The 16,831-nt window shown below is 62.5% G+C and carries 17 protein-coding genes and 3 pseudogenes; 7 read left to right on the top strand and 13 right to left on the bottom strand.

The window, feature by feature from the left end:
• Positions 1 to 242: 242 nt before the first annotated feature.
• The 12 genes and pseudogenes from flgF to ACQ86E_RS31250 form a co-directional block, all read right to left on the bottom strand.
• On the bottom strand, positions 243 to 977 hold the full coding sequence (gene flgF / locus ACQ86E_RS31305) for a flagellar basal-body rod protein FlgF (RefSeq protein ID WP_431203231.1): 735 nt from the start codon (positions 975 to 977) through the stop codon (positions 243 to 245).
• Positions 978 to 1,167: 190 nt separating this feature from the next.
• Entirely contained in the window at positions 1,168 to 1,542 is a 375-nt protein-coding gene (locus ACQ86E_RS31300) for a hypothetical protein (RefSeq protein ID WP_028136452.1), read from the bottom strand.
• Positions 1,539 to 4,786, bottom strand: a pseudogene (locus tag ACQ86E_RS31295) (efflux RND transporter permease subunit). The gene ACQ86E_RS31300 and the pseudogene ACQ86E_RS31295 overlap by 4 nt, the downstream one beginning before the upstream one ends.
• Positions 4,776 to 5,729 (bottom strand): divalent metal ion exporter adaptor subunit IhpB, encoded by a 954-nt coding sequence (ihpB, locus tag ACQ86E_RS31290; protein ID WP_431203230.1) that lies wholly within the window; start codon positions 5,727 to 5,729, stop codon positions 4,776 to 4,778. Before ihpB ends, ACQ86E_RS31295 begins: the two are co-directional and overlap by 11 nt.
• Before the next feature lie 162 nt (positions 5,730 to 5,891).
• Positions 5,892 to 6,314, bottom strand: a complete 423-nt coding sequence (locus ACQ86E_RS31285) for a hypothetical protein (RefSeq protein WP_431203229.1) — start codon at positions 6,312 to 6,314, stop codon at positions 5,892 to 5,894.
• A gap of 212 nt (positions 6,315 to 6,526) precedes the next feature.
• Complete coding sequence (locus ACQ86E_RS31280) at positions 6,527 to 6,934, bottom strand: hypothetical protein (RefSeq protein ID WP_431203228.1); 408 nt, start codon at positions 6,932 to 6,934, stop codon at positions 6,527 to 6,529.
• A 275-nt stretch (positions 6,935 to 7,209) separates the two neighbouring features.
• Complete coding sequence (locus tag ACQ86E_RS31275; RefSeq protein ID WP_431203227.1) at positions 7,210 to 8,568, bottom strand: ABC transporter permease; 1,359 nt, start codon at positions 8,566 to 8,568, stop codon at positions 7,210 to 7,212.
• 24 nt (positions 8,569 to 8,592) lie between these two features.
• On the bottom strand, positions 8,593 to 8,742 hold the full coding sequence (locus ACQ86E_RS31270; RefSeq protein ID WP_431203226.1) for a hypothetical protein: 150 nt from the start codon (positions 8,740 to 8,742) through the stop codon (positions 8,593 to 8,595).
• Positions 8,743 to 8,746: 4 nt separating this feature from the next.
• On the bottom strand, positions 8,747 to 9,454 hold the full coding sequence (locus tag ACQ86E_RS31265; RefSeq protein WP_431203225.1) for an ABC transporter ATP-binding protein: 708 nt from the start codon (positions 9,452 to 9,454) through the stop codon (positions 8,747 to 8,749).
• Entirely contained in the window at positions 9,451 to 9,891 is a 441-nt protein-coding gene (locus tag ACQ86E_RS31260) for a hypothetical protein (RefSeq protein WP_431203224.1), read from the bottom strand. The genes ACQ86E_RS31265 and ACQ86E_RS31260 overlap by 4 nt, the downstream gene beginning before the upstream one ends.
• Before the next feature lie 13 nt (positions 9,892 to 9,904).
• Complete coding sequence (locus tag ACQ86E_RS31255; protein WP_431203223.1) at positions 9,905 to 10,579, bottom strand: methyltransferase family protein; 675 nt, start codon at positions 10,577 to 10,579, stop codon at positions 9,905 to 9,907.
• A gap of 91 nt (positions 10,580 to 10,670) precedes the next feature.
• A pseudogene (locus ACQ86E_RS31250) lies at positions 10,671 to 10,835 on the bottom strand (DUF2933 domain-containing protein); the annotation flags it as partial.
• Positions 10,836 to 11,358: 523 nt separating this feature from the next.
• On the opposite strand from ACQ86E_RS31250, the gene ACQ86E_RS31245 reads away from it, so the two are divergent.
• The 4 genes from ACQ86E_RS31245 (at position 11,359) to ACQ86E_RS31230 (ending at position 14,318) form a co-directional block, all read left to right on the top strand.
• Positions 11,359 to 11,685, top strand: a complete 327-nt coding sequence (locus ACQ86E_RS31245) for an ArsR/SmtB family transcription factor (protein ID WP_431203222.1) — start codon at positions 11,359 to 11,361, stop codon at positions 11,683 to 11,685.
• Between the two features lie 4 nt (positions 11,686 to 11,689).
• Positions 11,690 to 12,964, top strand: coding sequence for an MFS transporter (locus tag ACQ86E_RS31240; RefSeq protein ID WP_431203221.1), 1,275 nt, complete (start codon positions 11,690 to 11,692; stop codon positions 12,962 to 12,964).
• Positions 12,961 to 13,503, top strand: coding sequence for a DUF2306 domain-containing protein (locus tag ACQ86E_RS31235; protein WP_431203220.1), 543 nt, complete (start codon positions 12,961 to 12,963; stop codon positions 13,501 to 13,503). Before ACQ86E_RS31240 ends, ACQ86E_RS31235 begins: the two co-directional genes overlap by 4 nt.
• A gap of 605 nt (positions 13,504 to 14,108) precedes the next feature.
• Positions 14,109 to 14,318, top strand: a complete 210-nt coding sequence (locus ACQ86E_RS31230; RefSeq protein WP_431203219.1) for a GDCCVxC domain-containing (seleno)protein — start codon at positions 14,109 to 14,111, stop codon at positions 14,316 to 14,318.
• Between the two features lie 83 nt (positions 14,319 to 14,401).
• Here ACQ86E_RS31230 and ACQ86E_RS31225 read toward each other — a convergent pair whose 3' ends face one another.
• Complete coding sequence (locus ACQ86E_RS31225; RefSeq protein ID WP_431203218.1) at positions 14,402 to 15,055, bottom strand: Spy/CpxP family protein refolding chaperone; 654 nt, start codon at positions 15,053 to 15,055, stop codon at positions 14,402 to 14,404.
• 190 nt (positions 15,056 to 15,245) lie between these two features.
• On the opposite strand from ACQ86E_RS31225, the gene ACQ86E_RS31220 reads away from it, so the two are divergent.
• The 3 genes and pseudogenes from ACQ86E_RS31220 to ACQ86E_RS31210 all read left to right on the top strand — a co-directional run bounded on the left by ACQ86E_RS31220 (position 15,246) and on the right by ACQ86E_RS31210 (position 16,796).
• The gene (locus ACQ86E_RS31220; protein ID WP_247768645.1) at positions 15,246 to 15,515 is read left to right on the top strand and encodes a hypothetical protein; all 270 of its coding nucleotides are present in this window, start codon (positions 15,246 to 15,248) and stop codon (positions 15,513 to 15,515) included.
• 243 nt (positions 15,516 to 15,758) lie between these two features.
• A pseudogene (locus tag ACQ86E_RS31215) lies at positions 15,759 to 15,976 on the top strand (sulfite exporter TauE/SafE family protein); the annotation flags it as partial.
• A gap of 244 nt (positions 15,977 to 16,220) precedes the next feature.
• Positions 16,221 to 16,796: a Spy/CpxP family protein refolding chaperone gene (locus tag ACQ86E_RS31210; RefSeq protein ID WP_431203217.1), complete on the top strand. Its 576-nt coding sequence runs from the start codon at positions 16,221 to 16,223 to the stop codon at positions 16,794 to 16,796.
• The last annotated feature ends 35 nt before the right edge of the window (positions 16,797 to 16,831 follow it).

Raw genomic sequence — 16,831 nt, 5'->3', positions numbered from 1 at the left:
ACGAGTCCGTGCAGAACGCCAGACAGGAGGTACACCAGGGTCAGGAGAACGGACACGATCCTGCGCGACGCAGTAACGCGCTGAGTTCTCGATATGACCTGACTACCTGACAATGATCACGCTCTTGGTGAGACGACGACGCTACCTAACATGATGGCTACCTTTCGTCGATCCGCAAAATATCGCGAGCGCGTTCGTCGCTTTTCGAAGGGTTCCACTTGGGCCTGCCGCCGAGTGGTGGCTTACAAATCCTCACCAGCTAACTTTCTGAGTTCGTTCTTGTCGTCTTCGCGCAGGATCGTGTTGGCAACTTGATCGTAGGCCCGGGTAGCAGCAACGAGACTGCTCATCTCATGGACCGCGTTTACGTTCGCCCCCTCCAAGGCTCCCGTAGCGAGCCGAATCTGCGCCGGAGGCACCTCGTTCGCAGGCAACTCCGATGAAAACAGCGTGCTTCCCTCGGCGCGCAACTTGCCATTATCCTCGAACTTCACCAGGCGCAGACGTCCTATCGGTCCCCTCGCCGTCGAGATGGTCCCATCGGCTCCGATGCTCACCGGCCCATCGCGTGGCGGAACTTGTAAGGGGCCGGTCGCAGTCAAGACGATATCGCCCGACAACGTGACCACGCGGCCTTCCTTGTCGAGCGTGAACGCTCCGTTCCGCGTGTAGCGATCTCCGGCAGCCGTCCGGATCACAAAGAAGCCGTCACCGACGACCGCGACATCCGTTCCGTTCCCGGTGGCCTTGAGGGGGCCGCCAGAAAAATCGGTGTAGCCGGTGACGGCCACAAGCGATCGCATCGGAGCCGAGGGCATGTCGTCGGCTTCCTTCGCTTTCGTGAGATATTCGCGGAACTGAAGCCCCTCGCGTTTGAACCCCGTCGTGGTTTGATTGGCAACGTTTCGAGCAACCTTGTCCAATTGCTGTTGCAGCGTGATCAATCGCGATAGCCCGATGACGGTCTTGTCGGACATTGGAAGACTGCCTTTCAAACTGCCGAATGAGGCCGGTGGTCGCCGTTGCGCTGCGCTTGCTTGGTTTGAGGATCGCAGCGGGTGGGATCCACAAGGCATGTGAGCCGCCGCGCGCTCGGTTCTCGGCTTGGAGCCGACATAACTGCGCGCGGCTTTGTCTTGCCGTCGACAATGTCGTCGGATGGAGCCTTCAGCCCTTGTACTTGGCTTGGCCCGACTTGCCCGTGTCCGTCTTGATCATGAGTGTGATCGCGGTGGATGCCGTAATCGGCTTCTTCGTTTCACCCTTCAGGACGTTCTCTCCCGACGGAGAAAGGACAATCGTCTCGCGATCGTCGCCGTTCACGATCAGAGCGGAGGCCGTATAGCCCTTCGTCGACACGGGCTTGTTGTCTTCATTGAGGACGTTGAACGTCACAGCATTTCCCGACGGCAGGAACTCGATATGCACGCCGGCCGCATCCGCAAGAACGCCGCCATTGGGTCCCTTCGAACCGTGTGAGTGTTGAGCGTGAGCCGGGACGACCGAGAGCAATACGGCCAGTATGAACGCGGCGGGTTTCATGCAGTTTCTCCTTGTGCGGTTGCGGAAGTCGACTTCGTCGTGACCGCTTCACGACGGAAGAGCGTGTAGAGCGCCGGCAAGACCAGCAGCGTCAAAATGGTCGATGATACGATCCCGCCGATGACCACGGTGGCGAGTGGCCGCTGCACCTCGGCGCCGGCGCCGGTCGCGATCGCCATGGGCACGAATCCCAGGCTTGCCACCAGGGCGGTCATCAGAACCGGCCTCAACCGGGTCAGCGCCCCCTCGCGAACGGCTTCGACAACAGGGCGGCCCTCCGATCGCAGCTTCTGGATGAACGCGATGATGACCAAGCCATTCAGGACGGCGACGCCCGATAGCGCGATGAACCCGATACCGGCGCTGATCGAAAGCGGGATGTCGCGCAGCAGCAGGGCGGCAATGCCACCCGTGAGCGCGAGCGGCACCCCGCTGAAGACCAACGCGGCATCGGCGAAGGTGCCAAGGCTCATGAAGAGCAATACGAAGATGAGGAGTAGCGCGATCGGAACGACGATGGTCAGCCGCTTGGTTGCGGAAACCAACTGCTCGAACTGTCCTCCGTAGGTGATCCAGTAACCCGCCGGCACTTTGACGCCGTCCGTGATCCGCCGCTGAGCATCGGCAACGAAGGAGCCGAGGTCTCGGCCGCGCACGTTCGCGGTGACAACAATGCGCCGCTTGCCGTTTTCCCGGCTTATCTGATTGGGGCCCGGAGCCGCGTCGATCTCGGCGACCGAGGAGAGCGGGACATAACGGACCTGCCCCAACGGTGAATTTCCCCAAGCCGCCTTGATGGCCCCAGCCTGACCTTCTCGCACGGGAAGAGGGATCGGAAGATTGCGGATCGCTTCCATATCCGAGCGAAGGTGTTCGGGCAGCCGAACGATGATTTCGAAGCGACGATCGCCTTCGAACACCAAGCCGGCGCTCTTGCCGCCGACCGCAATCTCGACGATGCCCTGAACATCGGAGATGCTCAGGCCTTGTCGCGCCAAAGCCTGCCGGTTCAATTTGACCGTGAGCACGGGCAGCCCGGAGACCTGCTCCGTCTTAACATCCGCAGCCCCCTGCACGCCCTGGAGCACGTTTTGCACCTGCCCGGCGATCTGCAACAGCGTGTTCAGGTCGTCGCCGAAGATCTTGACCCCAACATCGCTGCGGACGCCCGATATCAGCTCGTTGAAGCGCATCTGAATTGGCTGGGTGAACTCATAGTTGTTGCCCGGCACTTCCGCGACGACCTTCTCGATCTTGGAGACGAGTTGCGCCTTGGTCATCGAAGGATCGGGCCACTGCGCATGGGGTTTGAGCATGATGTAGGTGTCGGCGACGTTCGGCGGCATTGGATCGGTCGCCACCTCTGCCGTGCCGATCTTGGAAAAGACCTCACGGACCTCAGGCACCTTCCGGATGGCCTCCTCCAGCTTGATCTGCATATCCACGGCCTGCGTCAGGCTCGTCCCCGGAATGCGCATCGCGTGCGTGGCGACATCGCCTTCATCGAGCGAGGGTATGAACTCGCCGCCCATACGGGACGCGGCAATTCCGCTGACGATCACCAACGCGCCGGCCGCAAGTGCGACCATGTGCCGATTGCGTATCGAGGCATCGAGAAGCGGCACATAGGCGAAGCGAGCCCCGCGCATGAACCAGTTCTCCTTCTCGGTCACTTTGCCGGTCACCAGAATGGCGACGGCAGCCGGAACAAACGTCATGGATAGAATGGCGGCGCCGCCCAGCGCCATGAGGACTGTCAGAGCCATGGGCGTGAACATCTTCCCTTCGACGCCCGTCAACGTGAGAACCGGGAGGTAGACGACCGCGATGATGAGGGTGCCGAACAGGCTGGGCTGGACGACCTCCCTGCTCCCGCCAAAATCGTATCGAAACGCTCCTCGCGGCTCAGTATGCGCCCTCTGCGGTGCTGCTCCTCCGCAAGCAGCCGCAGGCAGTTCTCGACGATGATGACCGCACCGTCGATGATGATGCCGAAGTCGATGGCGCCGAGCGACATGAGGTTCGCGCTGACCTTATTCTCGACCATTCCCGTCACGGTAATGAGCATCGACAAGGGAATGACGAGCGCGGTGGCGACGGCCGCTCTGAAGTTGCCGAGGATCAGCAGCAGGATCACGATGACGAGGATCGCGCCCTCGAGCAGATTCTTCTCTACGGTCGCGATCGTGGCCTCGACGAGGCGCGTACGGTCATAAAGCGCCCTCGCCACCACGCCGTCGGGCAGGGATTTCGCGATCTCGTCCAGCTTCGCCGAAACACGCTGGGCCACCGTGCGGCTGTTTTCGCCGATGAGCAGCATGGCCGTGCCGACGACGGTCTCGCGCCCATTCAGCGTTGCCGAACCGGTACGGAGCTCTCGCCCTTCGATCACTTCTGCGATGTCGCCGATCCGGACCGGGATCCCTTCGCGCGCTCCAATCACGATGTTTCGGATGTCGCTCGCGTCGCCCACCTGCCCCGGCGTACGAACCAGGTATTGCTCACCATTTCGTTCGATGTAGCCCGCGCCGACGTTGGCATTGTTCGACGCAAGCGCGGTCATCACATCGCGAAAATTCAGCCGATACGCCATCAGCTTGGTAGGGTCGGGCAGGACGTGGAACTGCCTCTCGAACCCGCCGATGGTATTGACCTCGACTACGCCGGGCACCGTCCGCAACTGCGGCTTGATGATCCAATCCTGGATCGTGCGGAGGTCTATCGGGCTGATCTCGCTCCCGTCGGGGTTCTTGGCTGCCTTCTTCGCCTCGACGGCGAACATGAATATCTCGCCGAGGCCCGTCGAAATCGGTCCCATCGTCATTTCGATGCCGTTCGGCAGGAGGTCTTTCACCTGCTGCAAACGCTCGTTGACCAACTGGCGCGCGAAATAGATGTTCGTGCCGTCGGCGAAGACGACGGTGACCTGGCTTAGTCCGTATCTGGACAGCGACCGTGTGTACTGGAGGTTCGGTAACCCGCCCATGCCAGTTTCGACTGGAAACGTGATGCGCTGTTCGACCTCCAGAGGCGAATAGCCCGCCGCGCTCACGTTGATCTGCACCTGGACGTTGGTGATGTCCGGTACCGCGTCGATCGGAAGGCGCGTGAAGTTCCAGGCTCCTATCGCCCCGACTGCGAGCACAGCAAAGAGCACCAGCCATCGCTGGCGTATCGAGAATGCGATTATCGCGGTGATGACCCCGTGCTTCCGGTCGCCGACCGGGCCCTGCTCAGTGCTCATGGGCGGCCGTTCCTTTGGCTATTTCCGCCTTAACGATGAAACTGTTCCGTCCCACGTACAGGTCACCCTCCTCTAGGCCGAACTGCACCTCGACGTGCTCGCGATCGCGAGCCCCCAGCTCGACCTCGCGCACCTCGAATTTCAGGCCATTGCGGACGAAGACGACGTTGCGGTTTTCGAAGCTTTGGACGGCCGTCGATTTGACGACGATCGGTGCGGACTTGTCCGAGAGCATCAGGCGCGCCGTGACGAACATGCCCGGCCTCAGTCTTGTCCCCTCGTTCGGTACGCTGGTGCGCGCAAGAGCGCTTTGCGTATCCGCGCTACCGACGGGCGAAATGTAGGTCAGCCTGGCCTCGATCGGCTTCCCGCCGTCGCCGACGTCGATGACGACCTTGTCGCCTTCCCGCACCCGCTTCAGGTCCCGCCGATAGACGGACAGGTCGACCCATACGGTCGAAATGTCGGCGATCGTGAAGGCCGCCTTCTGTTCCGACGCGTATTCGCCGAGAGAAATTTGGCGGTCGATGACCGTGCCGGCCAACGGCGCCCGGATCTCATAAATCGTGAGACTCTGGTTGCTCTCGATCTTGGCCAGGAGGTCGTTCTTTTCGACGCGATGACCGACGCTCGCCTTGATCTCGCGGACGACACCCGGAAATCGAGGAGTCACCTGAACGAGAGCCTCCTGATTTGGCTGCAAAATGCCGTTGAGGAGCAGACTGTCCCGAAGGACGCCGGGCGCCGCGACGAGGAGCTCGATATCGGAAGACCTGAGCTTGTCGTCGCTCATTTCGACGCCGTCGGCGTGACCGGCTACTTCGTGACCATGCCCCGCCTCCGATGGCTTGCCGGAGCTCTGCTGAGGCAAGTTCAGCAGGAAGAAACCGATTGCAGCCAGCGCGATCGTGGCCAGGACCGAGTTCGCGAAAAGCCGCTTCATGGCGCGCTTCTCGCTGCACGGGAGGCGCGGTCGCGCAGCGCCAGGCAAACGAAGGTTCCCAAGCCGCTTCGACCGGCCGACGACAAGCGCCGCTCCCACGTCTCGAAAACCATGGGCAAAGCGACGAATACATGCGCTCGCGCTTCTCGCGCGGCAGCGATCTCAGATGACATGGAAATAGACCTGCAAACGACGGCAAGAAGGCGCACGGATGCGCCGAGCGGGTTCGTTCAGATCAGGCCTTTGGAGGGGAGTATCCAATGCGGAGGAGGTGCCGGTCAGCCGCTTCGTCGGCATAGCGACTGGCTTCGTCACGGCCGCAGCGAGCGACCAGGCTGCCGTGGCCCGAACGGGCGAGACGGAGAAGCACCCGTGGCAATGCCGTTCGGTCAGAACGCTGTCGCCACCGGTCGTGCTTCCCAGACCTGCAGTCGAAAAGACTGTCTCGGTCGAGCCGGAGATTGCCAGATGGTCGATATGGGCACTGTGGAGGACGGCGACGCTCAAATGTCCGAACGCAAGCAACAGAACCAGCAGATCGCGCAGCCGGCGAAGTAGAGCATTGCTGGTGGCGGCGATCGGCATAACGCGAGGCAAATCCGCAGAGGCAGAAGTGGCGCTGTCGCTATGGGCGACTCGGCATACTTGGCACTCCTACACGTCGCTTGGTTGGTTGTCCTCAGCAAAAACGCGGGGTGCGACAATGTTGCCGCGCTCGCTGCGACTACCCCGGCTACGAGAAGTTACTGCAGCCACTTCGCCTTCTTTGAGTTCCGCGTTGCAACGCAAGCTCTAGCCTACGCGACGCTCCGGGTCTTTTCGGAGGGTTGAGATAGGCCGGTGGTCTCGGCTGCCTCGGATTTCGCATCGGCTATTCGCTCCACCGATCCGGCGATGCCTCGCAGCGGCGTGCCGAAGTCGGGAATGTCGATCAAAGCCAACAGCAGACCGGCAATCCAGAACGCGTGCATCCCGGTGAACAAGGAGATCAGGCCGAGCACCGCGACGAACTCGAACTGCAGCTTCTGCGACTTGTGTGCCATCCGCTCGGGCAGGCTATGCAGCTTCCAGTAAAGCACTCCCACGGAAAAGATCACCGCCACCAAGAAGAAGCCCATCACCAGCAGTAGCACGTCGGAGCCATCGGCCCCCGGCAGGAAGAACGGAAGCTTATGAGGAGCCTGGGGGTGAATCTCGTTGGCCAAACCTGTCTCCCGACGAAGCGTGGAATTCTTACTTGTCTCCGAATAGGAGCGCTCGCACCGAGGACATTGATCCAAATCAACGCATAACGTCCCGCGCCCGAAGCGGCGTCCAGACGGAAATCCGATAAGCCGCCACCTACGGATTTGCGCGGACTGGACCCCGTGACTGGACCCCGTGCGTGCTGCGCAATCTCGCGCCCGATGAGCGCGCAAAGGCCCGGAGGAACCGCGGGGCGCCGCTGGAAGGCCCCTTTCCTCCGACGAGAGAGGCGCCTTCACCTCGCCGCGCGGGCGGGCACCTCTCGGAACGGCTCGGCGGCGAGAACGCCGGGCAGCCGGTTCACCTGCTCCACGACGTTCTCGACCCGCTTCTCGACGAAGCCGATGGTCGCGTCCTGCCGGTCGGCGAGGAAGTAGGTCACGTCGATCAGTTGCTCCATCGTGTCCCGGGTAAACAGAGAGACAACCAGGATCGCGGTGGCCAGCGCCATCCCAAGCGCCGTGAACGCGGCCCGGACCGGGTGCCGCGCGATGTTGCGGACCATCATCAGGGTCGGCTGCGACACGATCTGGTCCAACTGGATGCTCGCCGGAAGCAGCCGCCTATAGACCGGAGGGGCCGGCGGTTGCATGGCGACGGCTGGCGCCAGCTTCACGACTTCCCGCAGCGCCCGCAGCGCGCCGATCGCCGCGGCGGCGGCGCCGAGCGCGCCGGCGATCACGTACAGATCGGGTGCCTTGGCGAACACCAGGAACGGGAAGTGGAAGAAGTCGCCGAACAGCCCCGTGACGCGCAGCCCCAGCCAGGTCCCGACGACGCTGCCCAAGACGATTCCCGCCGTCACGATCAGGGCGACGAACTTGAAATAGTGCAGGACGATGCTGCCGTCCGTGTAGCCCAATGCCTTCAGGAGTCCGATGTGCTCGCGCTCCAGAGCGACCAGCCGGCTGAGGGTGAGGTTGACCAGAAAGGCCGAGACCAGAAGGAAGATCGGCGGCAGCGTGCGGCTCATGTTGTTGAGCATATCGAGCTCGTGGTCGAGCCAGGCGTGCGAGGTCTGGTCCTTCCGGCCGTGGGCCGCCTGGCCGCCGTAGGGATCGAGCAAGGCATCCAACCGCGAGATCACCTCGCGCTCGGCGGCGCCGGGCTGCAGCTTGACCGAAACCGCCGAGAAGGCGCCGTCGAGATCGTAGACGCCCGCGAGCGCCTTCTCCGACATCCAGACGACCGCGAAGCGGCGGTCGTCCGGCATCAGGTCGCCCGGGCCCACCGTGTAGACGAACTCGGGGGACAGGGCCGTGCCGACGATGACGAGCTCACGCTTCTTGCCGTTCAGAATGGCCGAGAACCGCGCCCCTTCGGAGAACCCATGGGCGCGGGCGAACGGCTCGTTGACGACCACCTCCTCCGTCCGTCCTGGCTCCGGAAGCCGTCCGGAACGGATGTAGAGCCGATTGAGATGCGCCTCGCCATTGTCTGGTAGAGATACGAACTGGCCGCTGGCCGGTTCGGAGAAGCCAGGGATGTCGAGCAGCGCGAGCTTCGCGATCCGCGCGTCGACGGCGGCGACACCGGGAATTTCCGCGATCCTGTCGGAGAGCGCCTTGGGGGCACGCTTCGCCTGGGCGAACACGTCGCCGAAGCCGTATCGTTCGTACTACGCGACCCGCGTCTCTTCGAGAGAACGATGAGAGCCGACGGCAAGCACCAGGGTGGCGACCCCACCTCCGACGACCAGCGCGATGGCGAGGACCTGCGCCCACATTCGCTTGACGTCCCGGAACAGCTTGATGTCGAGCGCCCTCATGCCGTCACCAGGTGAGTTCGGCCGCTTCGCGACGGGTATCGTTCTTCTGGATCCGGGAGATGCGACCGTCCGCGAAGAACAGCACCCTGTCGGCGACCTGCTGGATGCTGGCGTTGTGGGTGATGATGATTGTCGTGGTGCCAAGCTGCCGGTTGACCCCAAGCAGCGCCTCGATGACGCGAATGCCGGTCTTCGAATCCAGCGCCCCGGTCGGTTCGTCGCAGAGCAGCACCGCCGGGCGTTTCGCGATCGCGCGGGCGATGGCCACGCGCTGCTGCTCACCACCGGATAGCTGCGCGGGGAAGTGATGCATCCGCTCCTCGAGCCCGACCAGCGCGAGCGCGTCGGCCGGCCGCATCGGATTCCTTGCCACCTCGGTGACCAGCGCCACGTTTTCGTAGGCTGTGAGGCTCGGCACCAGATTGTAGAACTGGAAGACGAAGCCGACGTGGTCGCGGCGATACTTCGTCAGCTCGCGGTCTTGGAGATCGGTCAGGTCGAGGTCGCGGAAGAACAGCCTGCCGCTGGTCGGCCGGTCGAGACCGCCCATGATGTTCAGCAAGGTCGTCTTGCCGCTGCCGGACGGACCCAGCAGCACCACAACTTCCTTCTCGGCGATCTCGAGATCGACATCGTTCAGGGCATGCACCTTCACTTCGCCGGAGACGTAGGTCTTGGTCAGTCCTTTCGCCGTGAAGACCGGCTGCGTCATGAACGGGCCGCCTCCCATGCGAAAGCCGCCAGGCTGAACGCCCATATCAGGGCCATTCCCAGCAGCACCCACTTGAAGTCAGAATCGATCATGAAGTTGACGGCCGCCATCCAGCCGATCGACGCTGCGCCGGCGACCGCGGCGCCGGCCGCGGCGAGCGGATGGTGGTCGCGGAAGGACGTGGCCGCCAAAGTGATCGCGAGAGCCCCGGTGGCGGCGATGTAGCCGCCCATCACGCGAAACACGTGAACGAGCCACGACCCGAGTTTGTCTCCGACGAGTTGCAGCTCGGCCGGGGTCAGTTTCATGAACCTGATGTCTTCGGGCAGCAGCGGCGGCCGGACGAACAGGAAGTAGAGGCCGACGCCGATCAGCAGGACTCCCGATCCGGCGAGCAGAAAGGAGGAAATCGTCCACAGAGCTCCTGCCTTCCGCATCGGGCCGCCTCCATCAGCCGTGGCGGTAGTCGTTCGAGGGGGCCCGTCCCAGAACACGACCAAGCTTCGGAATGAATCCCGGCACCTCCGTGGCATACAGGTCGTATGCGCCGCCGAACTGCGCTCTCGCGTCCCGCTCCTCGCCGCGCGCCAGCTTTACGTACATGACGGTCAGCACCGGAAACATCGCCAGCGTAAGGATCGTCGGCCACTGCAGAAGGAAGCCGAACATGACGAGGATGAAGCCGACGTACTGCGGGTGCCGGACGTAGCTGTAGGGGCCCGTGGTCGCGAGGCCGCGGGTCTGCTGCGCATCGTACAGCACCCTCCATGCGGCGGAGATCAGGACGAAGCCCGCGCCGATGAAGATGAAGCTGAGGATGTGGAACGGTCCGGCGTGCGGATTTGTCTTCCAGCCGAACATCATCTCGAGCAGGTGGCCGGCGTCGTGCGAGAACCAGTCGACGTTCGGATAGTGCGACTGCAGCCAACCCGAAAGGAAGTAGATGGTGAGCGGAAAGCCGTACATCTCCACGAACAACGCCACCAGGAAAGCGCTGAAGGCGCCGAACGAGCGCCAGTCGCGCGAGGTCTGCGGCTTGAAGAAGCTGTAGGCGAACAGGATGAAGACCGCCGAGTTGACGATGACTAGGCCCCAGAGGCCGTAGGCGGGCGCGGTGTCGTGCATCACTCCCCCTTTTGTCTGACGGCGGGGGCTCTGCGTGATGGCGCCCGTGGCCGCCGTGATGCATGAACAGGTGCATCAACAGACAACCGAGCAGCGGTAGCCAGACCAAAAGTCCGAGTACGTGCGCCCTGTGCTCGGTGAACAGCAGCGCGCCGGCGATGATCAGGAATCCGATCAGAACCAAGCCGGCCTTGGATTTCGTGGACGTGCCCTGTTGAGGGCGCTCTCGAGATCCGGGATAGTCCTGCACCGACATGGGCACGCTCCTGCGTCTTCTTAAGTATAGGGCCGCCGTTGCCATCATTTTTGAGGCAGATCAACAATGGGCCGGCGGCAAGCTTGGTCTGCCGTCTGGATTCCGCATTGGGCCGATCCGACCAACTTGCCAAGCATGCTGGGGCGGCGGCTAACGACCCGTTTGGGGAACCATTTCCGCGGAGCTCTTGGTCCCCGATCCTTCGACCAACTGATCGCTGGCGTCCTGCGCTCGTTCGCCGCGATGATCGCGGTCTCGACGTGATGTACAGACGTACCTGAACACGTGGGCCTTCGATCACTGTTCTACAGCCAGACCCGCGTGTGGATGGCCCTGCTGATCGGCGCCGTGATGGCCGTCATCATGCTCGCGTTCATGCGGAGCATGTACAGAGCTTGAAAGTGTATCGAAACATATAACGCGCGAGACCTGGACTAGGCCGCGTGAATATTCGATTGCGGCCATACAACTATAAAACTAGGATTATAGTTGTAATTCTTTCAGGTTTGCGGTATGTGGAACCATGAACCGCAAGCTCGCTGCGCGTTGCCTGGCCGAATTGGGCAATTTGACCCGTCTGGACATTTATCGGCTGCTGGTTCGGGCCGGACCGCCCGGCCTCAACATCACCGATATCCAGACCCGTCTCGACGTACCGGCCTCCACGCTCGCCTTTCATCTGCGCGGGCTGGTTGGCGCTGGCCTCGTCGCCCAAGAAAAAATCGGGCGCACGGTGTTCTGTCGCGCTCAGTACAACCGCATGGACGCGATCATGGAGTTCTTGCGCGAGCATTGCTGCGAAGGGTTTGAGAGTGACTTGCCGGCGGCGGCGACGCGCCGGGCGAGTTGATCACATGTTGGCAGTGGGCCCACGGTCTTCGGCTGTCCACTATGGCTGGATCATACTGGGCGCGGGCACCTTCGGCTCGTTCATGACCCTGCCCGGCCAGACGGCGGGCGTTTCGGTTTTCTTCGATCCGATCACTGCCGATCTCGGCATTTCGCGCACTTCGGCCTCGATCGCGTATGCAGTTGGAACGCTGGCAGGGATTCTGCCGGCGCCCGCGATCGGCCGCTGGATCGACCGGCGTGGGCCGCGCCTGACGGCGACCTTAATCGCCGGTGGCCTCGCCCTGGCTTGCGTATTCATGGCGACAGTTCAATCCGCAATGATGCTACTCGTTGGCTTCGCGCTGTTGCGTGGCGCTGCGATCGGCGGCCTTAGCCTCGTCAGCCAGCAGGTCGTAAATTTGTGGTTTGTGCGGCGGCGTGGGATTGCCGCTGCAGCAGCTAGTCTCGGGCTTGCGGGCGGTTCCTTGATTTTCCCGAAGCTGATCGATGGTCTCATCACGCACTACGGCTGGCGAGGCGCCTATCTCGCCCTTGCCGGGCTTGTCGTCCTCACCATCCTGCCGGTCGCTGCCGCGTTGTTTCGCGATCGGCCAGAAAAGTTCGGCCTTAGCACGGACGCTGGGCTGGCGCCTGCCGCAAAAGAGCTACGCGAGGAGCCATCGTTTACGCGCGAGCAAGCGCTCCGTACGGGCGTGTTCTGGCTGCTCTGCGCGACCGGCTTCCTGACCAATGCCATCGGCACCGCGCTCTTGCTCAATCACTTCTCAATCATGCGAACGGCCGGGATCCCATACGGCGACGCACTGCTCCTGCTGTCGCTTCTTGCCGGCGTTCAGGCTGTTGCCACGCTCGGCACCGGATTTCTGTTGGATCGTTATGAACCTCGGCATCTGGTTCCGCTTGCGATGTTGATGCTCGCGTTGGCGACAGCTCTCCCTGCGCTTAGCAGCGGGATTGCCGTCAGCGTGATGTATGCGCTTTGCCTGGGCGGGGCGTACGGCTCGCAGCAAGCCATCAACGCCGCCGGCTACGCGCAGTATTTCGGGCGCGACCATCTTGGCGCCATCAGAGGCGCGTCGTTCGTCTTCGGCATTGCCGGCGCGGCGTTCGGTCCGCTGCCTTTCGCGGCAAGCGTCGATTGGACCGGAAGCTATGCGGCCGTCCTGATCGGTGGCTGCGTGCTTTGCATCGTCTGCGGCGCCGGAGCATTTGCCATCAAACGACCGTCCTTGTCAGCGAAGTCGATGGTCAATTGCAAGATGGAAGTAGCTCCATGACTGGCGGTGAAACGACCATCGTGGCGGGCATTGAAATTCCTTCGACTGATCCCGTGTTTCTGGCGGTAATCCTCGGAGTGCATGTCCCCTTGGGTATTGCGTGTGTTGCGATCGGCGCAATCGCAATGCTGAGCGAGAAGCGTCGCGGTCGCCATTCGAAGCTCGGAACGAACTATTTCTGGTGCATGCTGGCGCTCAGCGCTTCCGCGACGTTCCTGTCGCTTATGCGCTGGCACGAAAACTATCACTTGTTCATTCTCGGGGCGTTGTCGTTCGCTTGCGCGTGGTTCGGGCGCTCAGCGCTCCGGCATCGCTGGCGGAACCGGGTCAGGCTTCATATCGCGGGGATGGGCCTGTCGTACGTCCTAATGCTGATTGCCTTTTACGTCGACAATGGAAAGCAGTTGCCGCTTTGGAAGGAGCTGCCTCATTTCATGTACTGGCTGATACCTTTGGCGGTTGGTATTCCGCTCATCGTTCGCGCGCTTCTTTGGCCGCCGTTGACGCCAGCCCGACAGGATTTCCACTTGATGCAGTAGGTCGCGATGCGCGGTCATGCGCGAGCTTACGGATGTTGGCCCACATCAGCTTGTAGTTCGGGACGATGAATTCGTTCACGCCGGGTGAGACGACGTTCCCCTGCACGCCGTTTGCTGGGGCGCCAAGAAACGCGGTTTAGAGGGGCCCCGTCTCGGCATTGGAGCACGCTAGGCGGCGGATTGCTGATCGACGACAGAGTTCGGCAAAGCCACTTGTGACTAGCCTGTGGTTGAGACAAAGGCTACAAGCGAAACATGAACCGCCCTCCAATTTCTCCTTGGTCCGGCCCGCTTGCTGCCGCGAGTGTCTTCAGCGGTGTTGGCGCAGTCTTTGCTGCCTCATGTTGCGTCCTGCCGCTCGTCCTCGGCGGCCTCGGCGCTGGGGCCGGCCTGTTTTCGGTTCTGGAGGTGTTGGCAAACTACCGGACGCCGATTTTGGTCCTCAGCGCTGGGCTTTTAGCTTGCGCTTGGTTCGTCTACTTGCGTAACCGCGGGGCGCTGCTCGCACCCGTAGCCCTCATCATTGCGACGCTATTCGTTGGCACGGCGGCAGCTTGGGGACATCTCGAAGGCCCGCTCCTCGGAATTCTCAGGGCGCATCGCTGATGCAGGTGGAATCCATCCTGACTTGCCCCAAGTGTGGGCATCAATCCGTCGAAAGCATGCCAACCGACGCCTGCCAGTTCTTCTACGACTGCAAAGGGTGCGGCGAGCGGCTTAAGCCCCTCGCAGGCGATTGCTGCGTGTTTTGCTCCTATGGGTCGATTCCGTGTCCGCCCGTTCAAGAGAACGGCAAGGACGGCTGTTGTAGTTAAGCCAATCAGCAGTGGGACCTGCCGGCCCGATCGGCAGAACGAGCGACGCTGGGAGATCTTCAGTGCCGCCTGCCGACTGCAGGTTATTGCATCGGCTTGCCGGGCTGCATTCCCATGCCCATCTTGCCTTCGCCCCGCATCGCCGACATCATCGGCATCATGCCCATCTGCGGCGCGAGCAATTCGTCGCCGGTCTTCTTCTGCTCCTCGGAAAAGCTCGCGACGAGGTTCGTCAGCGCCGACTTCATTGCGCGGGTGCCTTCGAGCCGCGCCGTGAGCCACTTCTCCTGGAGCGCGAGCTTTTCGACCAGGCCGGCACCGGCGCCCTGCTGCGACATCATCGAGCCGCGCATCTCTGCCAACGTTTTGGCGTTGGTCCGCAGCGCGTCGGCGAACGCGTTCCAGGCGGGCTGCTGCGCCTCGGTGATCTTGAGCTCGGTGCGGAGAAACGCGACCCGGCCCTCGATGTGATCGATCGTATCCATGCCCATTCCGTCGCCGGACTGCCGCATCATCTCCATCATCTTCGCCATGTCCATCATGGGCATCTTGCCGCCCATCATTCCGCCGCCATCCATCCTCGGAGAGCCGGCAGGCGCCCGCTGGTCTGCCTTTGGCGTGGCCTGCTCCTGCTTCTGGTCGGGGTGATGCCCTTCGTGTTCCGCGGCCGATTGGGCCCAGGCGGCGTGCCCGAGCGTCGTGGCGAGTAGTGCGGCGGCAAAGGTCATAGCGCGCATGGCAAGCTCCTGATCGTGGGTGGCCGACCCTCAGGATGACTCACTCCTGCCGCCGCCCACTTGATGCACGTCAATCCGGCAAACGACGGAGGTCTGGCTCGGCACGGCTGCGATCGCTCGTTGCGCTGTATCAATACTCCCTCCGCGGTTCTCTGCTTCGATGTACGATCCATTCACCGGGAGAACGGACATGATCACCAGAACGCTGATTGCCATCGTAGCCGCCGCCGCGCTTGCTGTGCCCGCAATGGCGCAGAGCACCGACACGGAAAAGAACGGCCACCACTATAGCGGCGGCCCGAAGACCGAGGTCCCTCATCACATGGGCAAGAAGGACATGGGCACGGTCGGCTCCTCCAAGGAGACGGTAGGCTCCGCCAAGGACGGCGCGTCCGGAGGTCATCACTACACGGGCGGCCCTGCCACTTCGTCGCCCCACCACATGGGTGACAAGAAGTAACGACGCGTCCGCCCCGTTCGCGCCAACGTGAGCCGACGCGGACGGAGCGCCGCATCTTTCAGTAGGTCGTCATCGGTACGCTGCCGTGACGTCAGTCGACCGCTCGGTCTCCGACGAACCGCATGAAGGGCCTCCGTCCATCGGCCCCGAAAAGCATTACCAAATACGGCGCGGGCCGGCTGCCTTCGACGGGAAACGGGCATTTTTCAATGTGGCGCAATTCGCCCCTTGCTCACGCAAATCATGCTCTATAAGTCTGCGAACCGCAGCACGACCGCGGCCTTTGGCTCCGGTGCAGCCGTCGGGACTCTTGGCGGGCTGATCGGTCTTGGCCGAGCCGAATTCAGACTGCCGTTACTCATCGGCCTCTTCGGATTCCAGGGGCTGGAAGCCGTCATCCTGAACAAGGCGACCAGCTATGCGTGGTCGCTTCTGCGTTGCTCTTCCGGGCCGCGACCGTCCGTGGTCGAAGTCGGCGCTGCGGCGACCGTATTCCATCCCAGAAGGTGGAGCCCCTCTTCAGAGCGGGACGGGGTTCGTCCCGATTCGCAATGGCGCCGTCGATCTCACCGTTGAGCATTCTGGGTGAAGCAGGACCGCTGCGCTGGGCCGGAAGCGCTGCACATGAGAGCGCCAGCCTTTCTGCACGTCACCGCACGACCTCGTTGATGCAGGTCAATACCCCGTCCTGCCGATTGCAGTGAGATGGTCAGCGTCAAGGAGGATGCCATGGCGTCAGCTAAAGTCTTGGCGGCCGCAGCCGTCATGTTCGCCGTAGTCGCCGGGACGATGGGCAGCGCCGCGGCTCAGCAGCCGGCGCTCCAAGATCAGTTGGGTGGTTGGAATGACGGCTACATGATGGGACGCGGGATGATGGGGCCCAACGGGATGATGGGCAATCGAGGCATGGGTCCCGGGATGATGGGGAACGGTCAAGGTGCGTCCATTTGCAGCATGATGACCGGTCATATGGAGGGACGTCTGGCCTATCTTAAGACGGAACTCAAGATCACCGATGCTCAGGACTCGCTGTGGAATGCCTACGCCAGCGCCGCGCGTGACAACGCGCAAGCGATGACCACCCACTGCGCGGCGATGACGGGCCAGCGCGGAGCCATCGGGCTCAGCCTGCCCGATCGCATCGACCAGCGTGAACAATTCATGGCGGCCCAACTCGAAGCCATACGGACCATGAACAAGGCCCTTAAGCCGCTCTACGCCGTTCTGAACGACGGCCCGAAGCAGATCGCCAACCAGTTGCTGTGGGTCCGATGGGCATGATGTGGTAGTCGACGGCTCGGAGCTCACCCTGTGGT

This window comes from Bradyrhizobium betae, from assembly GCF_050632175.1.
Lineage (GTDB): Bacteria > Pseudomonadota > Alphaproteobacteria > Rhizobiales > Xanthobacteraceae > Bradyrhizobium > Bradyrhizobium betae_B.
This window is presented reverse-complemented; position numbering and strand designations above follow the sequence as displayed.

Excerpts from the sequence above, each read along its gene's own strand:
- flgF (WP_431203231.1), bottom strand. The coding sequence starts at position 977 with ATGTCCGACAAGACCGTCATCGGGCTATCGCGATTGATCACGCTGCAA.
- ACQ86E_RS31300 (WP_028136452.1), bottom strand. The coding sequence starts at position 1,542 with ATGAAACCCGCCGCGTTCATACTGGCCGTATTGCTCTCGGTCGTCCCG.
- ihpB (WP_431203230.1), bottom strand. The coding sequence starts at position 5,729 with ATGAAGCGGCTTTTCGCGAACTCGGTCCTGGCCACGATCGCGCTGGCT.
- ACQ86E_RS31285 (WP_431203229.1), bottom strand. The coding sequence starts at position 6,314 with ATGCCGATCGCCGCCACCAGCAATGCTCTACTTCGCCGGCTGCGCGAT.
- ACQ86E_RS31270 (WP_431203226.1), bottom strand. The coding sequence starts at position 8,742 with ATGAGGGCGCTCGACATCAAGCTGTTCCGGGACGTCAAGCGAATGTGG.
- ACQ86E_RS31265 (WP_431203225.1), bottom strand. The coding sequence starts at position 9,454 with ATGACGCAGCCGGTCTTCACGGCGAAAGGACTGACCAAGACCTACGTC.
- ACQ86E_RS31260 (WP_431203224.1), bottom strand. The coding sequence starts at position 9,891 with ATGCGGAAGGCAGGAGCTCTGTGGACGATTTCCTCCTTTCTGCTCGCC.
- ACQ86E_RS31255 (WP_431203223.1), bottom strand. The coding sequence starts at position 10,579 with ATGCACGACACCGCGCCCGCCTACGGCCTCTGGGGCCTAGTCATCGTC.
- ACQ86E_RS31245 (WP_431203222.1), top strand. The coding sequence starts at position 11,359 with ATGAACCGCAAGCTCGCTGCGCGTTGCCTGGCCGAATTGGGCAATTTG.
- ACQ86E_RS31240 (WP_431203221.1), top strand. The coding sequence starts at position 11,690 with ATGTTGGCAGTGGGCCCACGGTCTTCGGCTGTCCACTATGGCTGGATC.
- ACQ86E_RS31235 (WP_431203220.1), top strand. The coding sequence starts at position 12,961 with ATGACTGGCGGTGAAACGACCATCGTGGCGGGCATTGAAATTCCTTCG.
- ACQ86E_RS31230 (WP_431203219.1), top strand. The coding sequence starts at position 14,109 with ATGCAGGTGGAATCCATCCTGACTTGCCCCAAGTGTGGGCATCAATCC.
- ACQ86E_RS31225 (WP_431203218.1), bottom strand. The coding sequence starts at position 15,055 with ATGCGCGCTATGACCTTTGCCGCCGCACTACTCGCCACGACGCTCGGG.
- ACQ86E_RS31220 (WP_247768645.1), top strand. The coding sequence starts at position 15,246 with ATGATCACCAGAACGCTGATTGCCATCGTAGCCGCCGCCGCGCTTGCT.
- ACQ86E_RS31210 (WP_431203217.1), top strand. The coding sequence starts at position 16,221 with ATGGTCAGCGTCAAGGAGGATGCCATGGCGTCAGCTAAAGTCTTGGCG.